Source organism: Streptomyces sp. NPDC057694 (assembly GCF_042799415.1).
GTDB lineage: Bacteria > Actinomycetota > Actinomycetes > Streptomycetales > Streptomycetaceae > Streptomyces.
In genome coordinates this window covers 45,116-60,727 of record NZ_JBHVIX010000023.1, presented here as the reverse complement: position 1 = coordinate 60,727, position 15,612 = coordinate 45,116, and the positions used below count along the sequence as shown (strand labels likewise).

Below are 15,612 nucleotides of genomic sequence, written 5' to 3'. Positions count from 1 at the left end.
GCTCACTCTGCCAACCCGCCTCAGCACTGCCGAAGCCGATGAAGGAGGAACCGTCATGCCCTTCCTGAGCCTCCTCTCCGCGGTCTTCGTGATCACCTTCGAGCAGCTCGTCCAGTGGCACTACGGCCCGGCCGGCATCGCGGGCCTTCTCCTGCTGGCCGTGGGTGTCAAGGCAAGGAACGCCACCTGCAGTTCCATCGGTGGCGTACTGCTCGCGATCATGGTGGCCGGCCCCGCGCTCCACTAGCCCCGGCCCGCCCGGAACCGGGTCAGGGCCCGATCAGCGTCAGATCCGTGCTGATCGTGTTCCAGAGGCTGTTGAACCACAGGTGGGATTGCTCGACGAAGGTGGTGTCCCGCAGTCCTGCCCCCTGCTCGAAGGCGAACAGCATCTGCTGGACGCCCGTCGCGTCGTACACGTCGACCCGCTCGTGGTCGATCTGCTCCCCGCGCCTGCTCAGCGTGTAGTAGGCGAAGAGCGCCTCATTGCCGTTGAGCAGGTAGAGCTTGACGGGTGGCGTGAAAGGCAGGGCGCGGAACTCCACCCGGACGTCCATGCCGTGCGTGGCGCGCAGGGCCATCAGGTTGTGCCTGAGCACTTGGCCCTGCGCGTTGCGCTGCGCCAGCCAGTGGCGCTGGAGCCTGCCGCCCAGGGCCGCCTCCTGCTCGGCCTCCAGGTCCGCGGCCGGTGTCGGGAAGGCGAGGTCGATGTCCCGGCTGGGCATCAGCACCCGGACCCTGACCTTGGCCGGTTTCATGCGGCCCGCGTGGATCTGCCGGAGCGGTTCGCCCATCGCGAGGGTCAGCGAGACCGACGTCAGGCACAGGGCGTCGATCTCCACGTCCTGCTGCCGGAAGGCGGCCGTGACCCGCGGCCCGAGCCCCACCATCGTCGGCTGCGGAGGTGCGCCGGGCCCGCGGAACACGGACTGCGTGTTCTCCGCGACGGTGGCCGGGCTGCCCTTCGACACGTTGGCCAGCAGGTGCTCGGACTGCAGGATGCGCAGCGCCTGGCGCACCGCCGAGCGCTCCACGCCGAAGTCGTCCGCCAACTGCGCCTGAGTTGGCATCCGCTGGCCGGGACGCAGCTGCCCGGAGCGGATCCGGGCCCGCAGCTCGTCCGCCACCTCGCGGTACGTCCACTGCGCCCGCGGCACCTCTGGCCGTCCATTGACGGCGGCATGCTCCACGCTCACGGTTCAACGGTACAACTTCACGCCATCTCAAGGGAGTTGAAGGAAGGATGGTTATAAGTCGCGGTTCAGCGGAGATAAGTAACAGTGAGTTGGTGACCAACTTGGAAGACATGGTCGGACAACCACGGGGGTTGGCGTCGACCACAGAGGTTGGTCTACGCCATCGCTTTGGCACCAGAGTTGGTCACCACTCCCACCTAAGGGGGTAGGGACATGCCGGTCTTCGCCATCGTCGTCGCCGCGCTGGCCATCGGATTCGAGCAGCTCATCCAGTGGAAGTACGGGCCCGTGGGCATCATCGCCTTCATCCTGCTGTCCGTCGGCCTCAAGGCCAAGAACACCGTGATCAGCGGCATCGGGGCGGTCGCCCTCGTGATGCTGCTGGCCCAGAGCGGCTGACCGGGCTCCCTTCCGGAGGGGAGCCGGGAGTCCGGTCGGTCTTCGTCCGAGGGGGCGCCGCCGGCCTTCGGGGCCGTCGCGGCGGCGCCCGCCTCCTACTCCACCACCTGGCCCAGGGCGGTGATCTCCGCCGGGGGCGGGGTGGGGGCCCGCGCCCCTGGAAGATCCGCGTCTGCCCCACGGGGTTCGTTGCGATCTGCGGGCCGGTGGCCGCTTCTCGCGCAGTTCCCCGCGCCCCTGAGATGCGCACTTCGTGCGCCATCTCGTCAGAGGCGACGCGCCCGCCGCCTCCCCAGGAGAGGCACGCGCCCCTGTCTCGTGTGGAGGCGCGCGGAGCGCAGCCTCAGGGGGAGGCAGGCGCGTAGCGCAGCCTCAGGGGCGCGGGGAACTGCGCGACCAGCCACGACGAGACCCGCACCCCACCTACAACCCGGGAGCGCGGAGCGCAAGCGCGGGGAACTGCGCAACCAGCCCCCACCCGACCCGCACCCGGCGACGCCCCCGGTCACCCCCCGAGCAGATCGGCGACCTGCGCCTCGCCCTCCCGGTACCGCCGCGCGATCTCACCACTGCAGTCGTCGGCGGTGCGCTGCAACTGCTGCCGCCTGCGCGACACCTGCTGCTCGTACCGCACGAGCCGCCCCATCCCGGCATGCAACTCGTCGTCCGTCCGCGCCTCCAGGTCGGACAGCTCCACCTCGGAGAGCATGTCCGAGGCGAGCCGCCGGAACTCCTCGCTGCGCGGGGTGCCGAGCGTGACGTGCCGGGCCGAGGAGCGGTAGCGCGTCGGCTGGTCCCGCAGGATCTCCGAGAGGCGGTCCACGACCGGGCTCTCGGGATCCCGTCGCCGCGCCAGCTCGGCCCGCAGGATGTCGATCCGGCCCTGGAGCAGCCGCCGCACATAGCTCAGGTCGGCCTCGTCCTGCTGGGAGTCCCGCCGCAGCGTGCGCAGTTCGGGCAGCCGCAGCGTGGCCAGGTCGGGCGCGGGAACGGGCGGCAGTTCGGGGCTGTCGGTGCGCTGGACCGGCGGCCGCGCCAGGTGCGTCAGCGACACGGTGGCGGGCTCTGCGGGCGGCCCCGTACTCGTTGTGTGGCTCATGGCATGGGCATCCATGGTGTGCTTACCGTCCCCTCGACCGGACTGCCGCCGTACGCCACCGGCGCACCACGTGTGAGCATGGTGCCACCCCGAGTGGCCACTTAGGGTACGAGTGCCCCATATCGGCCCCGGATGGGGGGTTCGGGAGCACACTGTGGCGGGCACGGCATGATGACCGTATGCGAGCAGTGGTACAGCGGGTGGACGGCGCGAGCGTCGTCGTGGACGGCGAGACCGTGGGCGAGATCAAGGGCGAGGGGCTGTGCGTCCTGGTCGGGGTGACCCACGAGGACACCCCCGAGGACGCGGCCCGGCTGGCCCGCAAACTCTGGTCGGTGCGGATGCTCGCCGATGAGAGGTCGTGCAGCGACATCGACGCCCCGCTGCTGGTAATCAGCCAGTTCACGCTCTACGGCGACGCCCGCAAGGGCCGCCGCCCCACCTGGAACGCGGCGGCGCCCGGCGACGTCGCCGAGCCGCTGGTCGACGAGGTCGTGGCCCGGCTGCGGGCGCTGGGCGCGACCGTGGCGACGGGCCGGTTCGGGGCACAGATGCGGGTGTCCCTGACGAACGACGGCCCGTTCACCGTCCTGCTGGAGATGTAGTCCCCAAAAAAGCCCTACGGCTCGACGACCACTTCCTGTGCCGCCGCCGTGGTCTCGGCGAGCAGTTCGGCGTCGGCCGGCACGTTCCGCTTCACCAGGGCGAGGGCGATCGGGCCCAGCTCGTGATGGCGTACGGACGTGGTGACGAAGCCGATCTTGCGGCCCTCGGGACCGTCGGCGGCCAGCCGCACCTCGGCGCCGTGCCCCGGCAGGTGCACCTCGCTGCCGTCCAGGTGCAGGAAGACGAGCCGCCGCGGCGGCTTGCCGAGGTTCTGGACCCGGGCGACGGTCTCCTGCCCGCGGTAGCAGCCCTTCTGCAGGTGTACGGCGCTGCCGATCCAGCCCAGCTCGTGCGGGATGGTGCGGTGGTCGGTCTCGAAGCCGAGGCGCGGCCGGTGCTGCTCCACGCGCAGCGCCTCGTACGCCAGCAGGCCCGCGGCGGGGCCGTGCTCGGCCGCGTAGGACTCCAGGTCGGCGCGCGGCAGGAACAGGTCGCGCCCGTGCGCCGTCTCGCGCACGGCGGCGCCGTCGGGCACCGGGGCGATGGAGCCGGCCGGCAGGTGCACGACCGCGAACTCGTCCGTCCGGTCGGCGACTTCGACCCGGTAGAAGAACTTCATGGACTCCAGGTACGCGAGGAGCGCCTCCTGCGTGCCGGGCTCCACGTGCGCCCAGGTGGTCGCGCCGTCGTCCACCAGGTACAGGGCGTGCTCGATGTGTCCGTTGGCGGACAGGATCAGCGCTTCCGTGGCCTGGCCGGTGGGCAGGTCGCTGACGTGCTGGGTGAGCAGCAGGTGCAGCCAGCTCAGCCGGTCGTCACCGGTGACGGCGATGACGCCGCGGTGCGAGAGGTCGACGACGCCCGATCCGTCGGCGAGGGCGCGCTGCTCGCGGAACAGGTCGCCGTAGTGGGCGGCGACGCCTTCGTCCACGCCCTCGGCGGGAACGGCGCCGGGCAGGGTCAGCAGAGGGCTGCTCGGTGAGGTTCGCTGCATGTTCACACACACTACGACGAGTGGGCGGACGCGCTTATTCCTGCGTCCGCACCTACTGCTGCTTCTCCTTGGTGCACTTCTCGCAGCGGCCGAAGATCGCGAAGTGCTTCAGATCGGTGTCGAAGCCGTACTGGGAGCGCAGCTTGTCGGTGAACTCGCGGGCCACGTCGACATCGGCCTCGATCACGCTCGTGCAGTCCCGGCACACCATGTGGATGTGGTGGTGCCGGTCGGCGAGGTGGTACGTGGGGGCGCCGTGGCCCAGGTGCGCGTGGCTGACGAGCCCGAGCTCCTCCAGGAGCTCAAGGGTCCGGTAGACCGTGGAGATGTTGATCCCCGACGCCGTCCTGCGCACTTCGCTCAGGATGTCGTCGGGGGTCGCGTGCTCCAGGGTGTCCACGGCTTCCAGGACAAGCTGGCGCTGCGGCGTCAGCCGGTAGCCGCGCTGCCGCAGATCGCTCTTCCAGTCGGTGCCTTCGACGCCTTCGGTGCTCACCACACCGTCGAGTCTAGGACTACTTGAAGAAGGCGATGCCGTCGTCCGGCATGTCCGGGAGGTTGCGCGCCATCTCGGCGACCTCCTCCGGGGAGACGACCTTCTTCAGCTGGGCCGACATGTAGGGACGCAGCGGAACCTCGGGGGTCTGCTTCTCGCCGACCCACATCAGGTCGCTCTTCACGTAGCCGTACAGGCGCTTGCCGCCGCTGTAGGGGCCGGAGGCCTCGGTGCGGGCGACCGCGTCCGTCGCGAGGTCGATCTGCGGCTTCTTGTCGGCCAGCTCGCCGTACCAGACCTCGACGACGCCGTCGTCGCGGACCATGACGACCTCGACGGTGCGGTCCTTGCCGACGCGCCAGAAGCCGGACTCCGACTCCAGCGGCTTCACCTTGTTGCCCTCGGCGTCGAGGACCCAGGTGTGCGAGTGGTACTCCAGGAAGTCCCGCCCGTCGTGGGTGAAGGAGACCTCCTGGCCGAAGTTGGCCTTCTCGGCGCCCGGGAAGTCGGTGACGCCCGCGCCTGCCCAGTTGCCCAGGAGGAACGCGAGGGGAACGAGGTCGGGGTGCAGGTCCGACGGGATCTGGATCATGGAGTGCTCAATCAGGTGGGGTAGGTCAGCGCTGGCCCTGGTACAGCTTCTTCACGGTCAGACCGGCGAAGGCGAGGACGCCGACGCAGACCAGCACGAGCAGAGCGGAGAAGAAAGCCTCAAGCACGGGGTGCTCCTCGGTGAGCGGAACGTATGCGGATACAGAGCCGGGCCCCACTGTAGTCGGGTGGGGCCCGGCGCACTCGGCGAGGTCAGCCGAGCAGCTGGTTCTGCAGCGCGACGGTCTGCCGGAACGGGGCGGCGGGGCCGTGCCCGTCGTCCGACTGGACCACCAGCCCCAGCACGTCACCGGCCTCGATGTACGCGTACCGGACGCGCTCCTTGCCGTACGGCTTCTGCTCGCCGTAGACGTACAGATGGGTGTGCGGCACCGCGTCGGCGTTGCCCTGGAGCGAGTACTCCTCGTCGAACTTCGGGGCCCCGACCAGGGTCGCCAGCGCCGTGTTCAACTCGCCGCGGTACTCGCGTGCGAACGCGCCCGTGTTGAAACGCAGCAGGTAGACGCTGGTGTGCGTGCCGTCGGGCATGGTCCAGCCGCGCGCCGCGATGTGCCGCAGGCCGCCTTCCTTCAGGGACTGGGCGAGGTCGCCCCGCGCGTCCTTGCCGTACACCTTCAGGTACGAGGCCGTGGGCAGCCAGCCGTCCTTGCCGGCGAGCGCCTTGTCCTCCTCGGCCCCTTCGGGGGCGGGCAGGACCAGGGCGCGCAGATCGGCGAAGTGCTCCTCGCGGAGGTTGTCCTCGGCGAACGCGGCCGGGGCGTCCTTAGGCAGCGGCGGCCTGACGATCCGCGGGTACTCCCAGCGCCCGTCGCTCTTGGTCGAGAGCCCCGGCAGGTCGCCGCGCTCGCGCTCGGTGACGCCGTACGCGACGCCGGCGCCGACGGCCGCGAACACGACGACGGCGGCGGTCCAGCGCAGGGCGGCACGCAGCACGCGCCGGTCCTTCTTGACGACGGCCGGCGGGAAGAGGAGCGGCGGGGTGTCAGGGAGAGGCGGCACGGTCGTCCGAGCCGGTACCTCGGGCGCGGGCTGCTCTGTGGACTGTTCTGTGGGCTGGGACGTCATACGAGCTCACCCCGTGAGGAGATGTGGTCGAGCTGCTGGGCGAGGAGTTCGGCGACGGACTGCTTGTCGATCGCCTTCGGGCCGTACGCGGTGACGGAGACCAGGAGGTCGTCCTCGTACGCGCTGCACATCAGCAGATCGAGCTTGCCGTCCTTGCCCCGGGGCGCGAGGAAGCAGTCCGCGTTGCGGTGCCCCTTGATCTTCGGGCCCTTGGTGAAGACGCCGAGCGCCCGCAGGAACTCGGACTGGAACCGCTTCATGTCGCGGCCGGCCTGCCGGTTCTGGATCTCGGCGAGCTGGGTCTCGACGACGAGGTCGGAGGAGTCCGCGGAGTAGCTGCGCACCGCCAGGCCCTTGAGCTTCAGTTTGTCGATCGACTTGTGCTGGGCCTCACGCTGGCGGGAGGGGAGGTTGTCGGCGCCCTTCTTGAAGCGGGCGGTGGCCTCCTTGCCGGTGATCACCTTGTCGTTGCCGAACTCGTCGATGTCGGGCCCGGGGACGTAACCGTCGGGCATGGGCAGCAACCGCTTCATCAGGTCGCTGTCAGCGGAACCGGCCGCGCGCTGCTTCCCTTGTTCCGGCTTGCCCCACACCTTGGTGCGGACGGTGCGGTCGGCGTCGTTCACCTTCATCACGGTGAAACCGGCGCCGCCCGCCACGGCGAGCACGACGACGCAGGCGACGGTGACGGCGGGCCACCGGCGGCGGCGCGGCGGCCGCGGCGCTTCGGATTCCGGACCTTCGAAGACCGGCGCTCCGGATTCCGGCACCGGAACCACGGAAGGCTGCGCTTCGAACTGCGGAGACTGGTCGCTCACAGGCGCTCCAACTGCCGCTTGGCGAGATCCATCGCGGTCTTCTTCGAGATCGGCTTGGTGTCGTAGATCCAGATGTCCATCGCGATGTCGCCGCGCGCGGCGAGCGTCCGGGACATGTACATCGGCAGGTAGCCGGGCTCCCTGTCGGGTTCGTCGTAGACGTAGACGCGGCCCTCGGCGCTGCCGGGGATGGGCTCGCCGTCGTTGCCCGCGTCGTCGACGGCGTAGTCGCCCTGCACGCTGACGTAGTCGCGGGAGGCGAGGTGCTCGGTCTCGCGGAACTGGACGAGGTTGATCTCTGTCATCGACTGACCGCGCTCCCAGGAGACGGTCGCGGCCCGCCGGAAGGAGTCGTCGGAGAGGCTGCGGAACGCGTCGGCCGGCCGGTCGTAGGCCGAGGCGAACCCGTACTGATCGAGCCAGCCCTGGTCGAGGTCCGCCTTCTGGGTGCCCGACGGCCGCGGCACGAGCAGCTTGCGCAGGTCGCCGTCGGTCTTGACGCGCCGGTCCTGCGCCGCGGACAGGGCCTCGGGGGCCTTGCCGCCCTTGGCCTGGGTGACCTTCTGCTGGGCGAGCGGCGGCAGCGGGTCGGGGTCGCGGCCCGCCTGCCGGACGTACCCGGTGCACAGCCCCGCGACGACGCCGAGCACGGCGGCCGCGCCGATCAGGGCGAGTGTGCGGCCACGTCCGCGCCGGGGTCTCTCGACGGGCTCAGGCGACTCAGGCGGCTGAGGCGGCTGAGGCGGTGGCGCCAGAGGCGCGGTTTGTGGTGCTTTTTCGTAATCCAACAGGTCCCCCCACGGAACTCGAAGCGCGGATTCCGTTCTCCGCGCCCACAGGAGACCCACAGGGGTACTTGAGGGTTGCACGCAAATTGATCACGAATCAGCCACACCGGAGAGTGGTCAGCGGGGCGGCCGCTTCTTGCCGTCCAGTTCGTCCCACCACTCGTCGGACTTCCGGTCTCCGGAGGGGTCGTCCCACCAGCGGTCGTCGGGCCCGTGCCGGTTGGCGACGATGGCGGCGAAGGGCGGGATGACCATGGCGACGACGCACATGGCCACGGCAGCGGGGACCGACCAGAGGCGTACGACGCCCCAGGCCAGGACGAAGAGGGCGATGCAGACGCCCATCATGGCGAAGTAGGCGTGCTTCCGCCGCGCGTACATGTATTCAGCGTAAGCCCGCCCGCCGCGCTCCGGGCAAGCCGAAGGGCCGCACCCCGTCCAGTGGCGTCCAACCCCCTGGGGTGCGGCCCTTCAGCCGTCACGAGTGATCGCTGCCTCGACCGGACAGCGATCAGACGGCGATCGCGACCTCCGCGAGCCCACCGGTCTGGGCGACGACCGTGCGGTCCGCCGTGCCGCCGGGGACCAGCGCGCGCACGGTCCAGGTGCCCTCGGCCGCGTAGAAGCGGAACTGGCCGGTGGCCGAGGTCGGGACCTCGGCGGTGAACTCGCCGGTCGAGTCGAGCAGCCGGACGTAGCCCGTCACCGGCTCGCCGTCACGGGTGACCTGACCCTGGATGGTGGTCTCACCGGGCTTGATCGTCGAGGCGTCGGGACCGCCGGCCTTCGCTCCACACATGCTGAACTCCTAGATACGAGAGGTCGGTTGACGAATTACTTGTTGGCGCCGAGCTCGATCGGCACGCCGACGAGGGAGCCGTACTCGGTCCACGAGCCGTCGTAGTTCTTGACGTTCTCCTGGCCGAGCAGCTCGTGCAGCACGAACCAGGTGAGCGCGGAGCGCTCACCGATGCGGCAGTACGCGACGGTGTCCTTGGCCAGGTCGACCTGCTCGTCCTCGTAGAGGGCCTTGAGCTCGTCGTCCGACTTGAAGGTGCCGTCGTCGTTGGCGTTCTTCGACCACGGGATGTTGCGCGCGGACGGGACGTGGCCCGGACGCTGCGACTGCTCCTGCGGGAGGTGGGCCGGGGCGAGCAGCTTGCCGGAGAACTCGTCGGGCGAGCGCACGTCGACGAGGTTCTTGTTGCCGATCGCGTTCACGACGTCGTCGCGGAAGGCGCGGATCGAGGTGTCCTGCGGCTTGGCCTTGTACTGCGTGGCCGCGCGGTTCGGGACCTTGTCGCCGTCGACCAGGTCGCGGGAGTCGAGCTCCCACTTCTTGCGGCCGCCGTCGAGGAGCTTCACGTCCCGGTGGCCGTAGAGCTTGAAGTACCAGAACGCGTAGGACGCGAACCAGTTGTTGTTGCCGCCGTAGAGGACGACGGTCGTGTCGTTGCCGATGCCCTTCTTCGACAGCAGCTCCTCGAAGCCGGCCTGGTCGATGAAGTCACGGCGGACCGGGTCCTGGAGGTCCTTGGTCCAGTCGATCCGGATCGCGTTCTTGATGTGGTTCTTGTCGTACGCGGACGTGTCTTCGTCCACCTCGACGATCGCCACGTTGTCGTTGTCGAGGTTGGCCTCGACCCAGTCGGCGTCGACCAGGACGTCGCTGCGGCTCATGCTGATTCCTCCGGGGCAGTTGCGGCAAGCATGGGGAACGGATGTGTGCGGGTGCGCACGGTGACCCCGAGTCGTGTGTCTCGTCTCAAGGGGCCCGGAAAGCGGGAATCGGGAATGCGGCCCGGTGGCCGACCGCCCCGCTCAGGCGGTGCGACAGAGCATGGCGGCGACGCGGCACAGGTCTACTGCCCGCCGCTTCGTGAGATCCGCCTGTCGCTTCATGGTTCCGATCGTAAGGACCCGTCGGCGGCCGTGTCACCGACGTGTCGAATAATGAGACGCGATCGCCCGACATGTGAGATCGATCGTCTGTCGGGGCCGCCCCCGCCGGGGTCCGGACGCGCCGTGGCCCCGCTCACTCCTGATGGGCGGACAGGTCCGTCTCGAACTGCGGACGCCCGCCCTTTCCGGCTACCTGATCTGCCCTACCCGACGAGATGCAGGTCCGAACCCGTCACCGAGATTTCGATGCCGTCCTCGACCGCCTCGACCTTGTCCAGCTTGATGCCCGCGGGCAGGTTGTCGATCGCCTGCTGGAAGTCGGTGACCCCGCGCAGCGCGGATTCGCCGAGGTCGAACGAGCCGACCTTGGGGAGGCTGTCGGCGCGGGCCGAGAGCTTGCCGCCGCTGACCTTGACGGCGCTGGTGACGGTGGGACGCAGGGTGCCCAGCGGCGTCTTGAAGGCGATCGTCACCTTGACCTTGTGGCCGCCGCCGTACGACAGCCCGTCGATCTGCGCGCTCACACCGGGGGCGACCTGGGCCGGGCCCGCCTTCCGTACGGCCTTGAGGAGTTCGGCGTAGGAGACGCGGGCGGTGCCGCTGGCGGAGTCGGCGGTGGCCGAGCTGTAGCTGCTGTCGAACTTCACGCCGTGCATCTCGGCGTTCATGTCCGCGATGCGGATGTTGCCGTCGGCGTTCTTCGCCTCGTAGTCGTCGATGCCGATCTTGACGTCGTCCAGGGTGCCGTCGGCGACCTGGGTCAGGAACGGGAACCCCTCGATCGACACGGACGGAGTGCTCGCGAGGCCCTCGCTCTCCCGGATCTTGTCGGCGGCCTTGCTCTCGGCGATGTTCACCGCGACCCGGTCGGCAATCACGAACAGCCCGCCGAGGATCACGACGAGGATCAGCAGTATTCGCAGTGCACGCATGTTCGGGAGCGTACGCGGGGCCGGACGGGTCCCGGGGGGAAAACAAGCCCCTCCGGCGATTGAGGAGCGGGGTCCGGGGCGGAGCCCCGTGCCCACCGCCCGTCAGCCGACGACCCGCCCCAGCACATAAACAACCGGCGCCGCAGCAGCCAGCGGCAGGGCAACCCCCGCCGTCATGTGAACGAACCGCGACGGATAGTCGTACGAAGCGACCCGGTGCCCGATCAGCGCGGCCGCGGCGGCCCCGACCCCGAGCAGCGCCCCGCCCGACCCGACCCCGGTCATCCCGCCGACGGCGACCCCGGCTCCGGCCCCGGCGAGCAGCGCGACCACGACGGACGCCGCGGTCGGCAGCGGCAGCGCGCGGGCCACGACGGCGACGGCCACCGCGATCGCGCCCACCGTCACCGCGTCGGGCTCGGCCGCGAGATGCCCGGTCGCCACGATCGCGAGCGCCGCCGAGACGACGGTCGCCATCAGGCCGTACATCCGCTCGTCCGGCGAGGCGTGCGAGCGCAGTTGCAGGACGAGGGTGAGCAGCACCCAGACGCCGAGGGTGCCGAGGATCGCGGCGGGCCCGTGCTCCCGGCCGGCCGCGAGCAGCGCGATGTCCGCGACGACGCCGCCCATGAAGGCGAGCGCGATGCCCTGGCGGGCGGGCCACATGCCGTTGAGCCGGAACCAGCCCGCGGCGGTGACCGCCTGGAGCAGCACCAGCGGGACGAGCAGCGCGTACGGGCCGACGGCGGCGCCGCCCGCGAGGAGCAGACCGAGCACGGCGGTCAGACCGGCCGGCTGGATGCCCGGCTCGATGACCGGCGAGCGGCCCTCGGCGCGGGCCCGCTGGGCGTCGGTGACGCGGGTGTTGCCGGTGACGGTGGCCGGGCCGTAGCCGGGCTCGTCGCCCGCGGCGGCCTGCGCGGCGGGCTCGGGGGCCGGAGCGGGGGCCGGGGCCTGCGCCGCCGGCTCGTACGCCCACTCCTGCTGCGGGGGCAACGGCTGGGCCGGCTGCTCGCCGTACCCGTACTCCTGTTGCTGCTGCGGCAGATACGACTGCTGCTGGTACTGCTGCTGAGCCTGCGGCTGCTGGTACTGCTGCGGCTGCTGAGCCTGCGCCTGTGGCTGCTGATACTGCTGTTGTTGCTGTTGTTGCTGTTGTTGCTGTTGCTGTTGGTACTGCTGCTGCACGGGCGCGGGCTGGACCTGGGTGTCCCAGGTCTGCGCCTGCCAGTACTGGGTGGGCTCGGCCTCGTAGGGCTGCTGCTGCCCGTACTGGTCGTACTGCTGGGACGGGTCGTACGGGTACTGCTCGTTGTCGCTCATCGGTGTCACCCTCCTGCGAACGGCGGGAGCACCTCGACCGTGCCGCCCTCGGCCAGCCGTACCGTCTCATGACCGCGCGTCCCGACGGGGTTCCCGTCGACGAGGAACGAGCAGCGCAACAGCACCCGGACCAGTTCTCCGGGGTGCCGCTCGCGGGCCGCGGCCAGGGCCGCGCCCAGGTCGTCGGCGTCGTACGGTTCCTCGGCCACACCGGCGGCGGACTTGGCCGCCGCCCAGTAACGAAGGGTGCCGGTTGCCACAGGGCGCTCCTCTCCACGGTTCCACGGTCCGGTTCTCCGGTCGGCGTCCTATTGTGCGGTACCCGCGATGCGGGCCCACTCCCCGATCCGGGCGAGCAGCGCGTCGCTCGCCGCGTGCTCCGCGTGCCCCATCCCTTCCTCCAGCCACAGTTCGGCGCCGCCCGCGGCGGCCTCGGCCAGCATCCGGGGATGGTCGACGGGAAAGTACGGGTCGCGGTCGCCGTGCACCACGAGCAGCGGCGTCGGCGCGATCATCGGTACCGACTCGACCGGCGAGAGCGGGATCGGGTCCCAGTCGTACGGGTGGATGCGGGTGCGCAGGCCGAGCCGGCCCACCATGCGTCCCGTGCGCCGCGTGACGACCCAGTGCAGACGCCGCATCGGAGCGGTCCCGCGGTAGAACCAGCGTGCCGGGGCGCTGACCGCGACGACGGCGTCGGTACGCGCTTCCGTGCGCCCCCTGTGCAACGCGGCGTGCCGGAGCACGACGGAACCACCCATCGAAAATCCGACCGTCACGACACGCGCGTGCCCGAGGGAACGCGCCCAGGCGACGGCCGCCGCGAGATCGAGCACCTCCCGGTCGCCCACCGTGGAGCGCCCACCCGAGCGCCCGTGCCCGCGGAACGTGAACGTGACCACCGCCCCACCCTGCGCGAACACCTCGGCCGCACGGCGTACATGGGGCCGCTCCAGATCGCCGGTGAACCCGTGCGCGAGCACGATCACCGGCCCGTCGGCGGGCCCTGATCCGGGCTCGTAAGCCGCGTCGATCGCGACTCCGTCCTGTGTCCGGAGCATCACACGCCGCGCTCGTTCAGTGATCGGCCGCACAGAAGATCCACGTCCTTCACCTGCCGGACCCCTACTCATGTGGGCTATTCTGCTGGGCGAAGGACTCGGGCAGTGCAGCCCCCGGGTCCTTTTGTGCTTTCAGGAGCGTTGTATACGACCTCACTCCCGACGGTGCGGGGCCCGGGGCGCGGGCCCGCGAACAAGGCCGTACAGCAGCACGAAACAGAGCAGTACCGCAGTAGAGCAACACGAAGCAGTGCCGCAAACGTCCTCGCAGGGACCGAGGAGGAACCAGACGTTATGGGCGAGCGAACCGTGCACGAACGTAGGACGACCCAGGCAGGTGGGGCGCGATGAGTTCATTGCTGCTCCTGACGAATGCCCTTCAGCCGTCGACGGAGGTGCTGCCCGCTCTCGGCCTGCTTCTGCACAACGTGCGGGTGGCTCCGGCGGAGGGCCCGGCCCTCGTCGACACCCCCGGCGCCGACGTGATCCTGATCGACGGCCGACGCGACCTCCCGCAGGTCCGCAGCCTCTGTCAGCTGCTCCGCTCCACCGGGCCCGGCTGCCCGCTGGTCCTGGTCGTGACCGAGGGCGGCCTCGCCGCCGTCACCGCCGACTGGGGCATCGACGACGTACTCCTCGACACGGCGGGACCGGCCGAGGTGGAGGCGCGCCTGCGCCTCGCGATGGGCCGCCAGCAGATCGTCGCCGACGACTCCCCCATGGAGATCCGCAACGGCGACCTGTCGGTGGACGAGGCGACGTACAGCGCCAAGCTCAAGGGGCGCGTCCTCGACCTCACCTTCAAGGAGTTCGAGCTCCTGAAGTACCTCGCGCAGCACCCGGGCCGGGTCTTCACCCGCGCCCAGCTGCTCCAGGAGGTCTGGGGCTACGACTACTTCGGCGGCACCCGGACCGTCGACGTCCACGTACGACGGCTGCGCGCCAAGCTCGGCCCGGAGCACGAGTCGCTGATCGGCACCGTGCGCAACGTGGGCTACCGGTTCGTCACCCCGGAGAAGCCGGAGAAGGGTGAGCGGGCGGACAAGGAGAAGGCGGCCGGGAACAGCGAGAAGCCCGCCTCCACCACCAACCAGGGCGAAGCGGACACGTCGGCCGCCCGGCGCACGGAAGCCGTTTCGGCCGACTCGTAGCGAGCAGGTTTACGCCCTGCCCAGAGGGTGGTCCATCCGCGTAGACTCCGCGCGTGGCCAAGGTGACTCGGGACGACGTTGCGCGACTGGCGGGTACTTCGACCGCCGTCGTGTCCTACGTGATCAACAACGGACCCCGGCCGGTCGCCCCGGCCACGCGCGAGCGCGTTCTCGCCGCCATCAAAGAGCTGGGGTACCGGCCCGACAGAGTCGCCCAGGCGATGGCGTCGCGCCGTACCGACCTCATAGGCATGATCGTGCCGGACTCGCGCCAGCCGTTCTTCGCGGAGATGGCGCACGCGGTGGAACAGGCGGCGTCCGAGCGCGGAAAAATGGTGCTCGTCGGCAACTCCGACTACGTCAGCGACCGCGAGGTGCACCATCTGCGCGCGTTCCTCGGCATGCGGGTCTCCGGCCTGATCCTCGTCAGTCACGGTCTGAACGATCTGGCGGCGACCGAGATCGAGGCGTGGGACGCCCGCGTGGTGCTGCTGCACGAGCGGCCCGAAGCCATCGACGACGTCGCCGTGGTGACCGACGACCTCGGCGGCGCGCAGCTGGCCACCCGCCACCTCCTCGAACACGGTTACGAGTACGTGGCCTGCCTGGGCGGTACCGCCGAGACGCCGTCCGTCGGCGACCCGGTCTCCGACCACGTCGAGGGCTGGCGGCGCGCGATGCAGGAAGCGGGCAAGTCCACGGAGGGGCGGCTCTTCGAGGCCCCCTACAACCGTTACGACGCGTACAAGGTGGGGCTCGAACTGCTCGCCGGGCCGCACCGGCCGCCGGCCATCTTCTGCTCCACCGACGACCAGGCCATCGGGGTGCTGCGGGCCGCGCGCGAGCTGCGCATCGAGGTGCCGAGCGAGCTGGCCGTCGCCGGGTTCGACGACGTGAAGGAGGCCGGGCTCACCGATCCGCCGCTGACCACGGTCGCCTCGGACCGGCCGGCCATGGCGCGGGCCGCGGTGGATCTCGTCCTGGACGACTCATTGCGGGTCGCCGGGTCGCGGCGCGAACGCCTGAAGCTCTTCCCGTCCCGGCTGGTCGTCCGGCAGTCCTGCGGCTGCGCGTAGGACTCCGTCGGGTTCGTCGTCGGCTGCGGCTCTCGTCGTGGCTGGTCGCGGGGGGGGGGGGGGGGGGGGGAGGGGGGGGGGGAGAGCAAGAGAG

21 protein-coding genes are annotated in these 15,612 nt (G+C 70.4%); 5 read left to right on the top strand and 16 right to left on the bottom strand.

All coding sequences use genetic code 11. The features are described from left to right. Positions 1-55 precede the first annotated feature (55 nt). Positions 56-247, top strand: a complete 192-nt coding sequence (locus tag ACFVDP_RS34510; protein WP_111665462.1) for a hypothetical protein — start codon at positions 56-58, stop codon at positions 245-247. Between the two features lie 22 nt (positions 248-269). Here the strand turns inward: ACFVDP_RS34510 and ACFVDP_RS34505 are convergent, their stop codons facing one another. Then, on the bottom strand, positions 270-1,196 hold the full coding sequence (locus ACFVDP_RS34505) for a winged helix-turn-helix domain-containing protein (RefSeq protein ID WP_383498388.1): 927 nt from the start codon (positions 1,194-1,196) through the stop codon (positions 270-272). Between the two features lie 213 nt (positions 1,197-1,409). Between ACFVDP_RS34505 and ACFVDP_RS34500 the strand changes: the two genes are divergently transcribed. Beyond that, complete coding sequence (locus ACFVDP_RS34500; RefSeq protein ID WP_111665464.1) at positions 1,410-1,595, top strand: hypothetical protein; 186 nt, start codon at positions 1,410-1,412, stop codon at positions 1,593-1,595. Positions 1,596-2,100: 505 nt separating this feature from the next. Here the strand turns inward: ACFVDP_RS34500 and ACFVDP_RS34495 are convergent. After that, on the bottom strand, positions 2,101-2,694 hold the full coding sequence (locus tag ACFVDP_RS34495) for an ABC transporter substrate-binding protein (RefSeq protein WP_383498386.1): 594 nt from the start codon (positions 2,692-2,694) through the stop codon (positions 2,101-2,103). Between the two features lie 179 nt (positions 2,695-2,873). On the opposite strand from ACFVDP_RS34495, the gene dtd reads away from it, so the two are divergent. After that, entirely contained in the window at positions 2,874-3,299 is a 426-nt protein-coding gene (dtd, locus tag ACFVDP_RS34490) for a D-aminoacyl-tRNA deacylase (RefSeq protein ID WP_383498384.1), read from the top strand. Positions 3,300-3,313: 14 nt separating this feature from the next. Here dtd and ACFVDP_RS34485 read toward each other — a convergent pair whose 3' ends face one another. The 14 genes from ACFVDP_RS34485 to ACFVDP_RS34420 all read right to left on the bottom strand — a co-directional run bounded on the left by ACFVDP_RS34485 (position 3,314) and on the right by ACFVDP_RS34420 (position 13,363). Further along, a complete protein-coding gene (locus ACFVDP_RS34485) occupies positions 3,314-4,294 on the bottom strand; it encodes a YgfZ/GcvT domain-containing protein (RefSeq protein ID WP_383498382.1) in 981 nt (326 codons plus the stop codon). 52 nt (positions 4,295-4,346) lie between these two features. Further along, positions 4,347-4,793, bottom strand: a complete 447-nt coding sequence (locus ACFVDP_RS34480; RefSeq protein ID WP_383498380.1) for a Fur family transcriptional regulator — start codon at positions 4,791-4,793, stop codon at positions 4,347-4,349. Positions 4,794-4,809: 16 nt separating this feature from the next. Further along, complete coding sequence (locus ACFVDP_RS34475; protein WP_383498378.1) at positions 4,810-5,382, bottom strand: FABP family protein; 573 nt, start codon at positions 5,380-5,382, stop codon at positions 4,810-4,812. Between the two features lie 212 nt (positions 5,383-5,594). Then, positions 5,595-6,467, bottom strand: coding sequence for a hypothetical protein (locus ACFVDP_RS34470; RefSeq protein ID WP_383498376.1), 873 nt, complete (start codon positions 6,465-6,467; stop codon positions 5,595-5,597). Beyond that, positions 6,464-7,285, bottom strand: coding sequence for a hypothetical protein (locus ACFVDP_RS34465; RefSeq protein ID WP_383498374.1), 822 nt, complete (start codon positions 7,283-7,285; stop codon positions 6,464-6,466). Before ACFVDP_RS34465 ends, ACFVDP_RS34470 begins: the two co-directional genes overlap by 4 nt. Then, entirely contained in the window at positions 7,282-7,935 is a 654-nt protein-coding gene (locus tag ACFVDP_RS34460; RefSeq protein ID WP_383498372.1) for a hypothetical protein, read from the bottom strand. Before ACFVDP_RS34460 ends, ACFVDP_RS34465 begins: the two co-directional genes overlap by 4 nt. Before the next feature lie 255 nt (positions 7,936-8,190). Further along, positions 8,191-8,454, bottom strand: coding sequence for a DUF3099 domain-containing protein (locus ACFVDP_RS34455; protein WP_383498370.1), 264 nt, complete (start codon positions 8,452-8,454; stop codon positions 8,191-8,193). A gap of 130 nt (positions 8,455-8,584) precedes the next feature. Continuing rightward, on the bottom strand, positions 8,585-8,872 hold the full coding sequence (locus ACFVDP_RS34450) for a DUF1416 domain-containing protein (protein ID WP_054232391.1): 288 nt from the start codon (positions 8,870-8,872) through the stop codon (positions 8,585-8,587). Positions 8,873-8,907: 35 nt separating this feature from the next. Next, entirely contained in the window at positions 8,908-9,753 is an 846-nt protein-coding gene (locus tag ACFVDP_RS34445) for a sulfurtransferase (protein WP_383498368.1), read from the bottom strand. Positions 9,754-9,894: 141 nt separating this feature from the next. Then, on the bottom strand, positions 9,895-9,975 hold the full coding sequence (locus ACFVDP_RS34440; protein ID WP_351257108.1) for a putative leader peptide: 81 nt from the start codon (positions 9,973-9,975) through the stop codon (positions 9,895-9,897). Between the two features lie 203 nt (positions 9,976-10,178). Further along, positions 10,179-10,907, bottom strand: coding sequence for a DUF2993 domain-containing protein (locus ACFVDP_RS34435; RefSeq protein WP_383498366.1), 729 nt, complete (start codon positions 10,905-10,907; stop codon positions 10,179-10,181). A 102-nt stretch (positions 10,908-11,009) separates the two neighbouring features. Next, positions 11,010-12,230, bottom strand: a complete 1,221-nt coding sequence (locus ACFVDP_RS34430) for a hypothetical protein (RefSeq protein WP_383498364.1) — start codon at positions 12,228-12,230, stop codon at positions 11,010-11,012. A gap of 5 nt (positions 12,231-12,235) precedes the next feature. Next, positions 12,236-12,490 (bottom strand): MoaD/ThiS family protein, encoded by a 255-nt coding sequence (locus ACFVDP_RS34425; protein WP_383498362.1) that lies wholly within the window; start codon positions 12,488-12,490, stop codon positions 12,236-12,238. A 48-nt stretch (positions 12,491-12,538) separates the two neighbouring features. After that, positions 12,539-13,363, bottom strand: a complete 825-nt coding sequence (locus ACFVDP_RS34420) for an alpha/beta hydrolase (protein ID WP_383498360.1) — start codon at positions 13,361-13,363, stop codon at positions 12,539-12,541. 275 nt (positions 13,364-13,638) lie between these two features. Between ACFVDP_RS34420 and ACFVDP_RS34415 the strand changes: the two genes are divergently transcribed. Next, positions 13,639-14,442, top strand: a complete 804-nt coding sequence (locus ACFVDP_RS34415) for a response regulator transcription factor (protein ID WP_383498358.1) — start codon at positions 13,639-13,641, stop codon at positions 14,440-14,442. Positions 14,443-14,495: 53 nt separating this feature from the next. Continuing rightward, complete coding sequence (locus ACFVDP_RS34410; protein WP_383498356.1) at positions 14,496-15,518, top strand: LacI family DNA-binding transcriptional regulator; 1,023 nt, start codon at positions 14,496-14,498, stop codon at positions 15,516-15,518. The last annotated feature ends 94 nt before the right edge of the window (positions 15,519-15,612 follow it).

Coding starts and splice junctions, on each gene's coding strand:
- ACFVDP_RS34415 (WP_383498358.1), top strand. CDS start 13,639: ATGAGTTCATTGCTGCTCCTGACGAATGCCCTTCAGCCGTCGACGGAG.
- ACFVDP_RS34470 (WP_383498376.1), bottom strand. CDS start 6,467: ATGACGTCCCAGCCCACAGAACAGTCCACAGAGCAGCCCGCGCCCGAG.
- ACFVDP_RS34500 (WP_111665464.1), top strand. CDS start 1,410: ATGCCGGTCTTCGCCATCGTCGTCGCCGCGCTGGCCATCGGATTCGAG.
- ACFVDP_RS34455 (WP_383498370.1), bottom strand. CDS start 8,454: ATGTACGCGCGGCGGAAGCACGCCTACTTCGCCATGATGGGCGTCTGC.
- ACFVDP_RS34510 (WP_111665462.1), top strand. CDS start 56: ATGCCCTTCCTGAGCCTCCTCTCCGCGGTCTTCGTGATCACCTTCGAG.
- dtd (WP_383498384.1), top strand. CDS start 2,874: ATGCGAGCAGTGGTACAGCGGGTGGACGGCGCGAGCGTCGTCGTGGAC.
- ACFVDP_RS34430 (WP_383498364.1), bottom strand. CDS start 12,230: ATGAGCGACAACGAGCAGTACCCGTACGACCCGTCCCAGCAGTACGAC.
- ACFVDP_RS34420 (WP_383498360.1), bottom strand. CDS start 13,363: ATGAGTAGGGGTCCGGCAGGTGAAGGACGTGGATCTTCTGTGCGGCCG.
- ACFVDP_RS34445 (WP_383498368.1), bottom strand. CDS start 9,753: ATGAGCCGCAGCGACGTCCTGGTCGACGCCGACTGGGTCGAGGCCAAC.
- ACFVDP_RS34485 (WP_383498382.1), bottom strand. CDS start 4,294: ATGCAGCGAACCTCACCGAGCAGCCCTCTGCTGACCCTGCCCGGCGCC.
- ACFVDP_RS34495 (WP_383498386.1), bottom strand. CDS start 2,694: ATGAGCCACACAACGAGTACGGGGCCGCCCGCAGAGCCCGCCACCGTG.
- ACFVDP_RS34450 (WP_054232391.1), bottom strand. CDS start 8,872: ATGTGTGGAGCGAAGGCCGGCGGTCCCGACGCCTCGACGATCAAGCCC.
- ACFVDP_RS34435 (WP_383498366.1), bottom strand. CDS start 10,907: ATGCGTGCACTGCGAATACTGCTGATCCTCGTCGTGATCCTCGGCGGG.
- ACFVDP_RS34440 (WP_351257108.1), bottom strand. CDS start 9,975: ATGAAGCGACAGGCGGATCTCACGAAGCGGCGGGCAGTAGACCTGTGC.
- ACFVDP_RS34475 (WP_383498378.1), bottom strand. CDS start 5,382: ATGATCCAGATCCCGTCGGACCTGCACCCCGACCTCGTTCCCCTCGCG.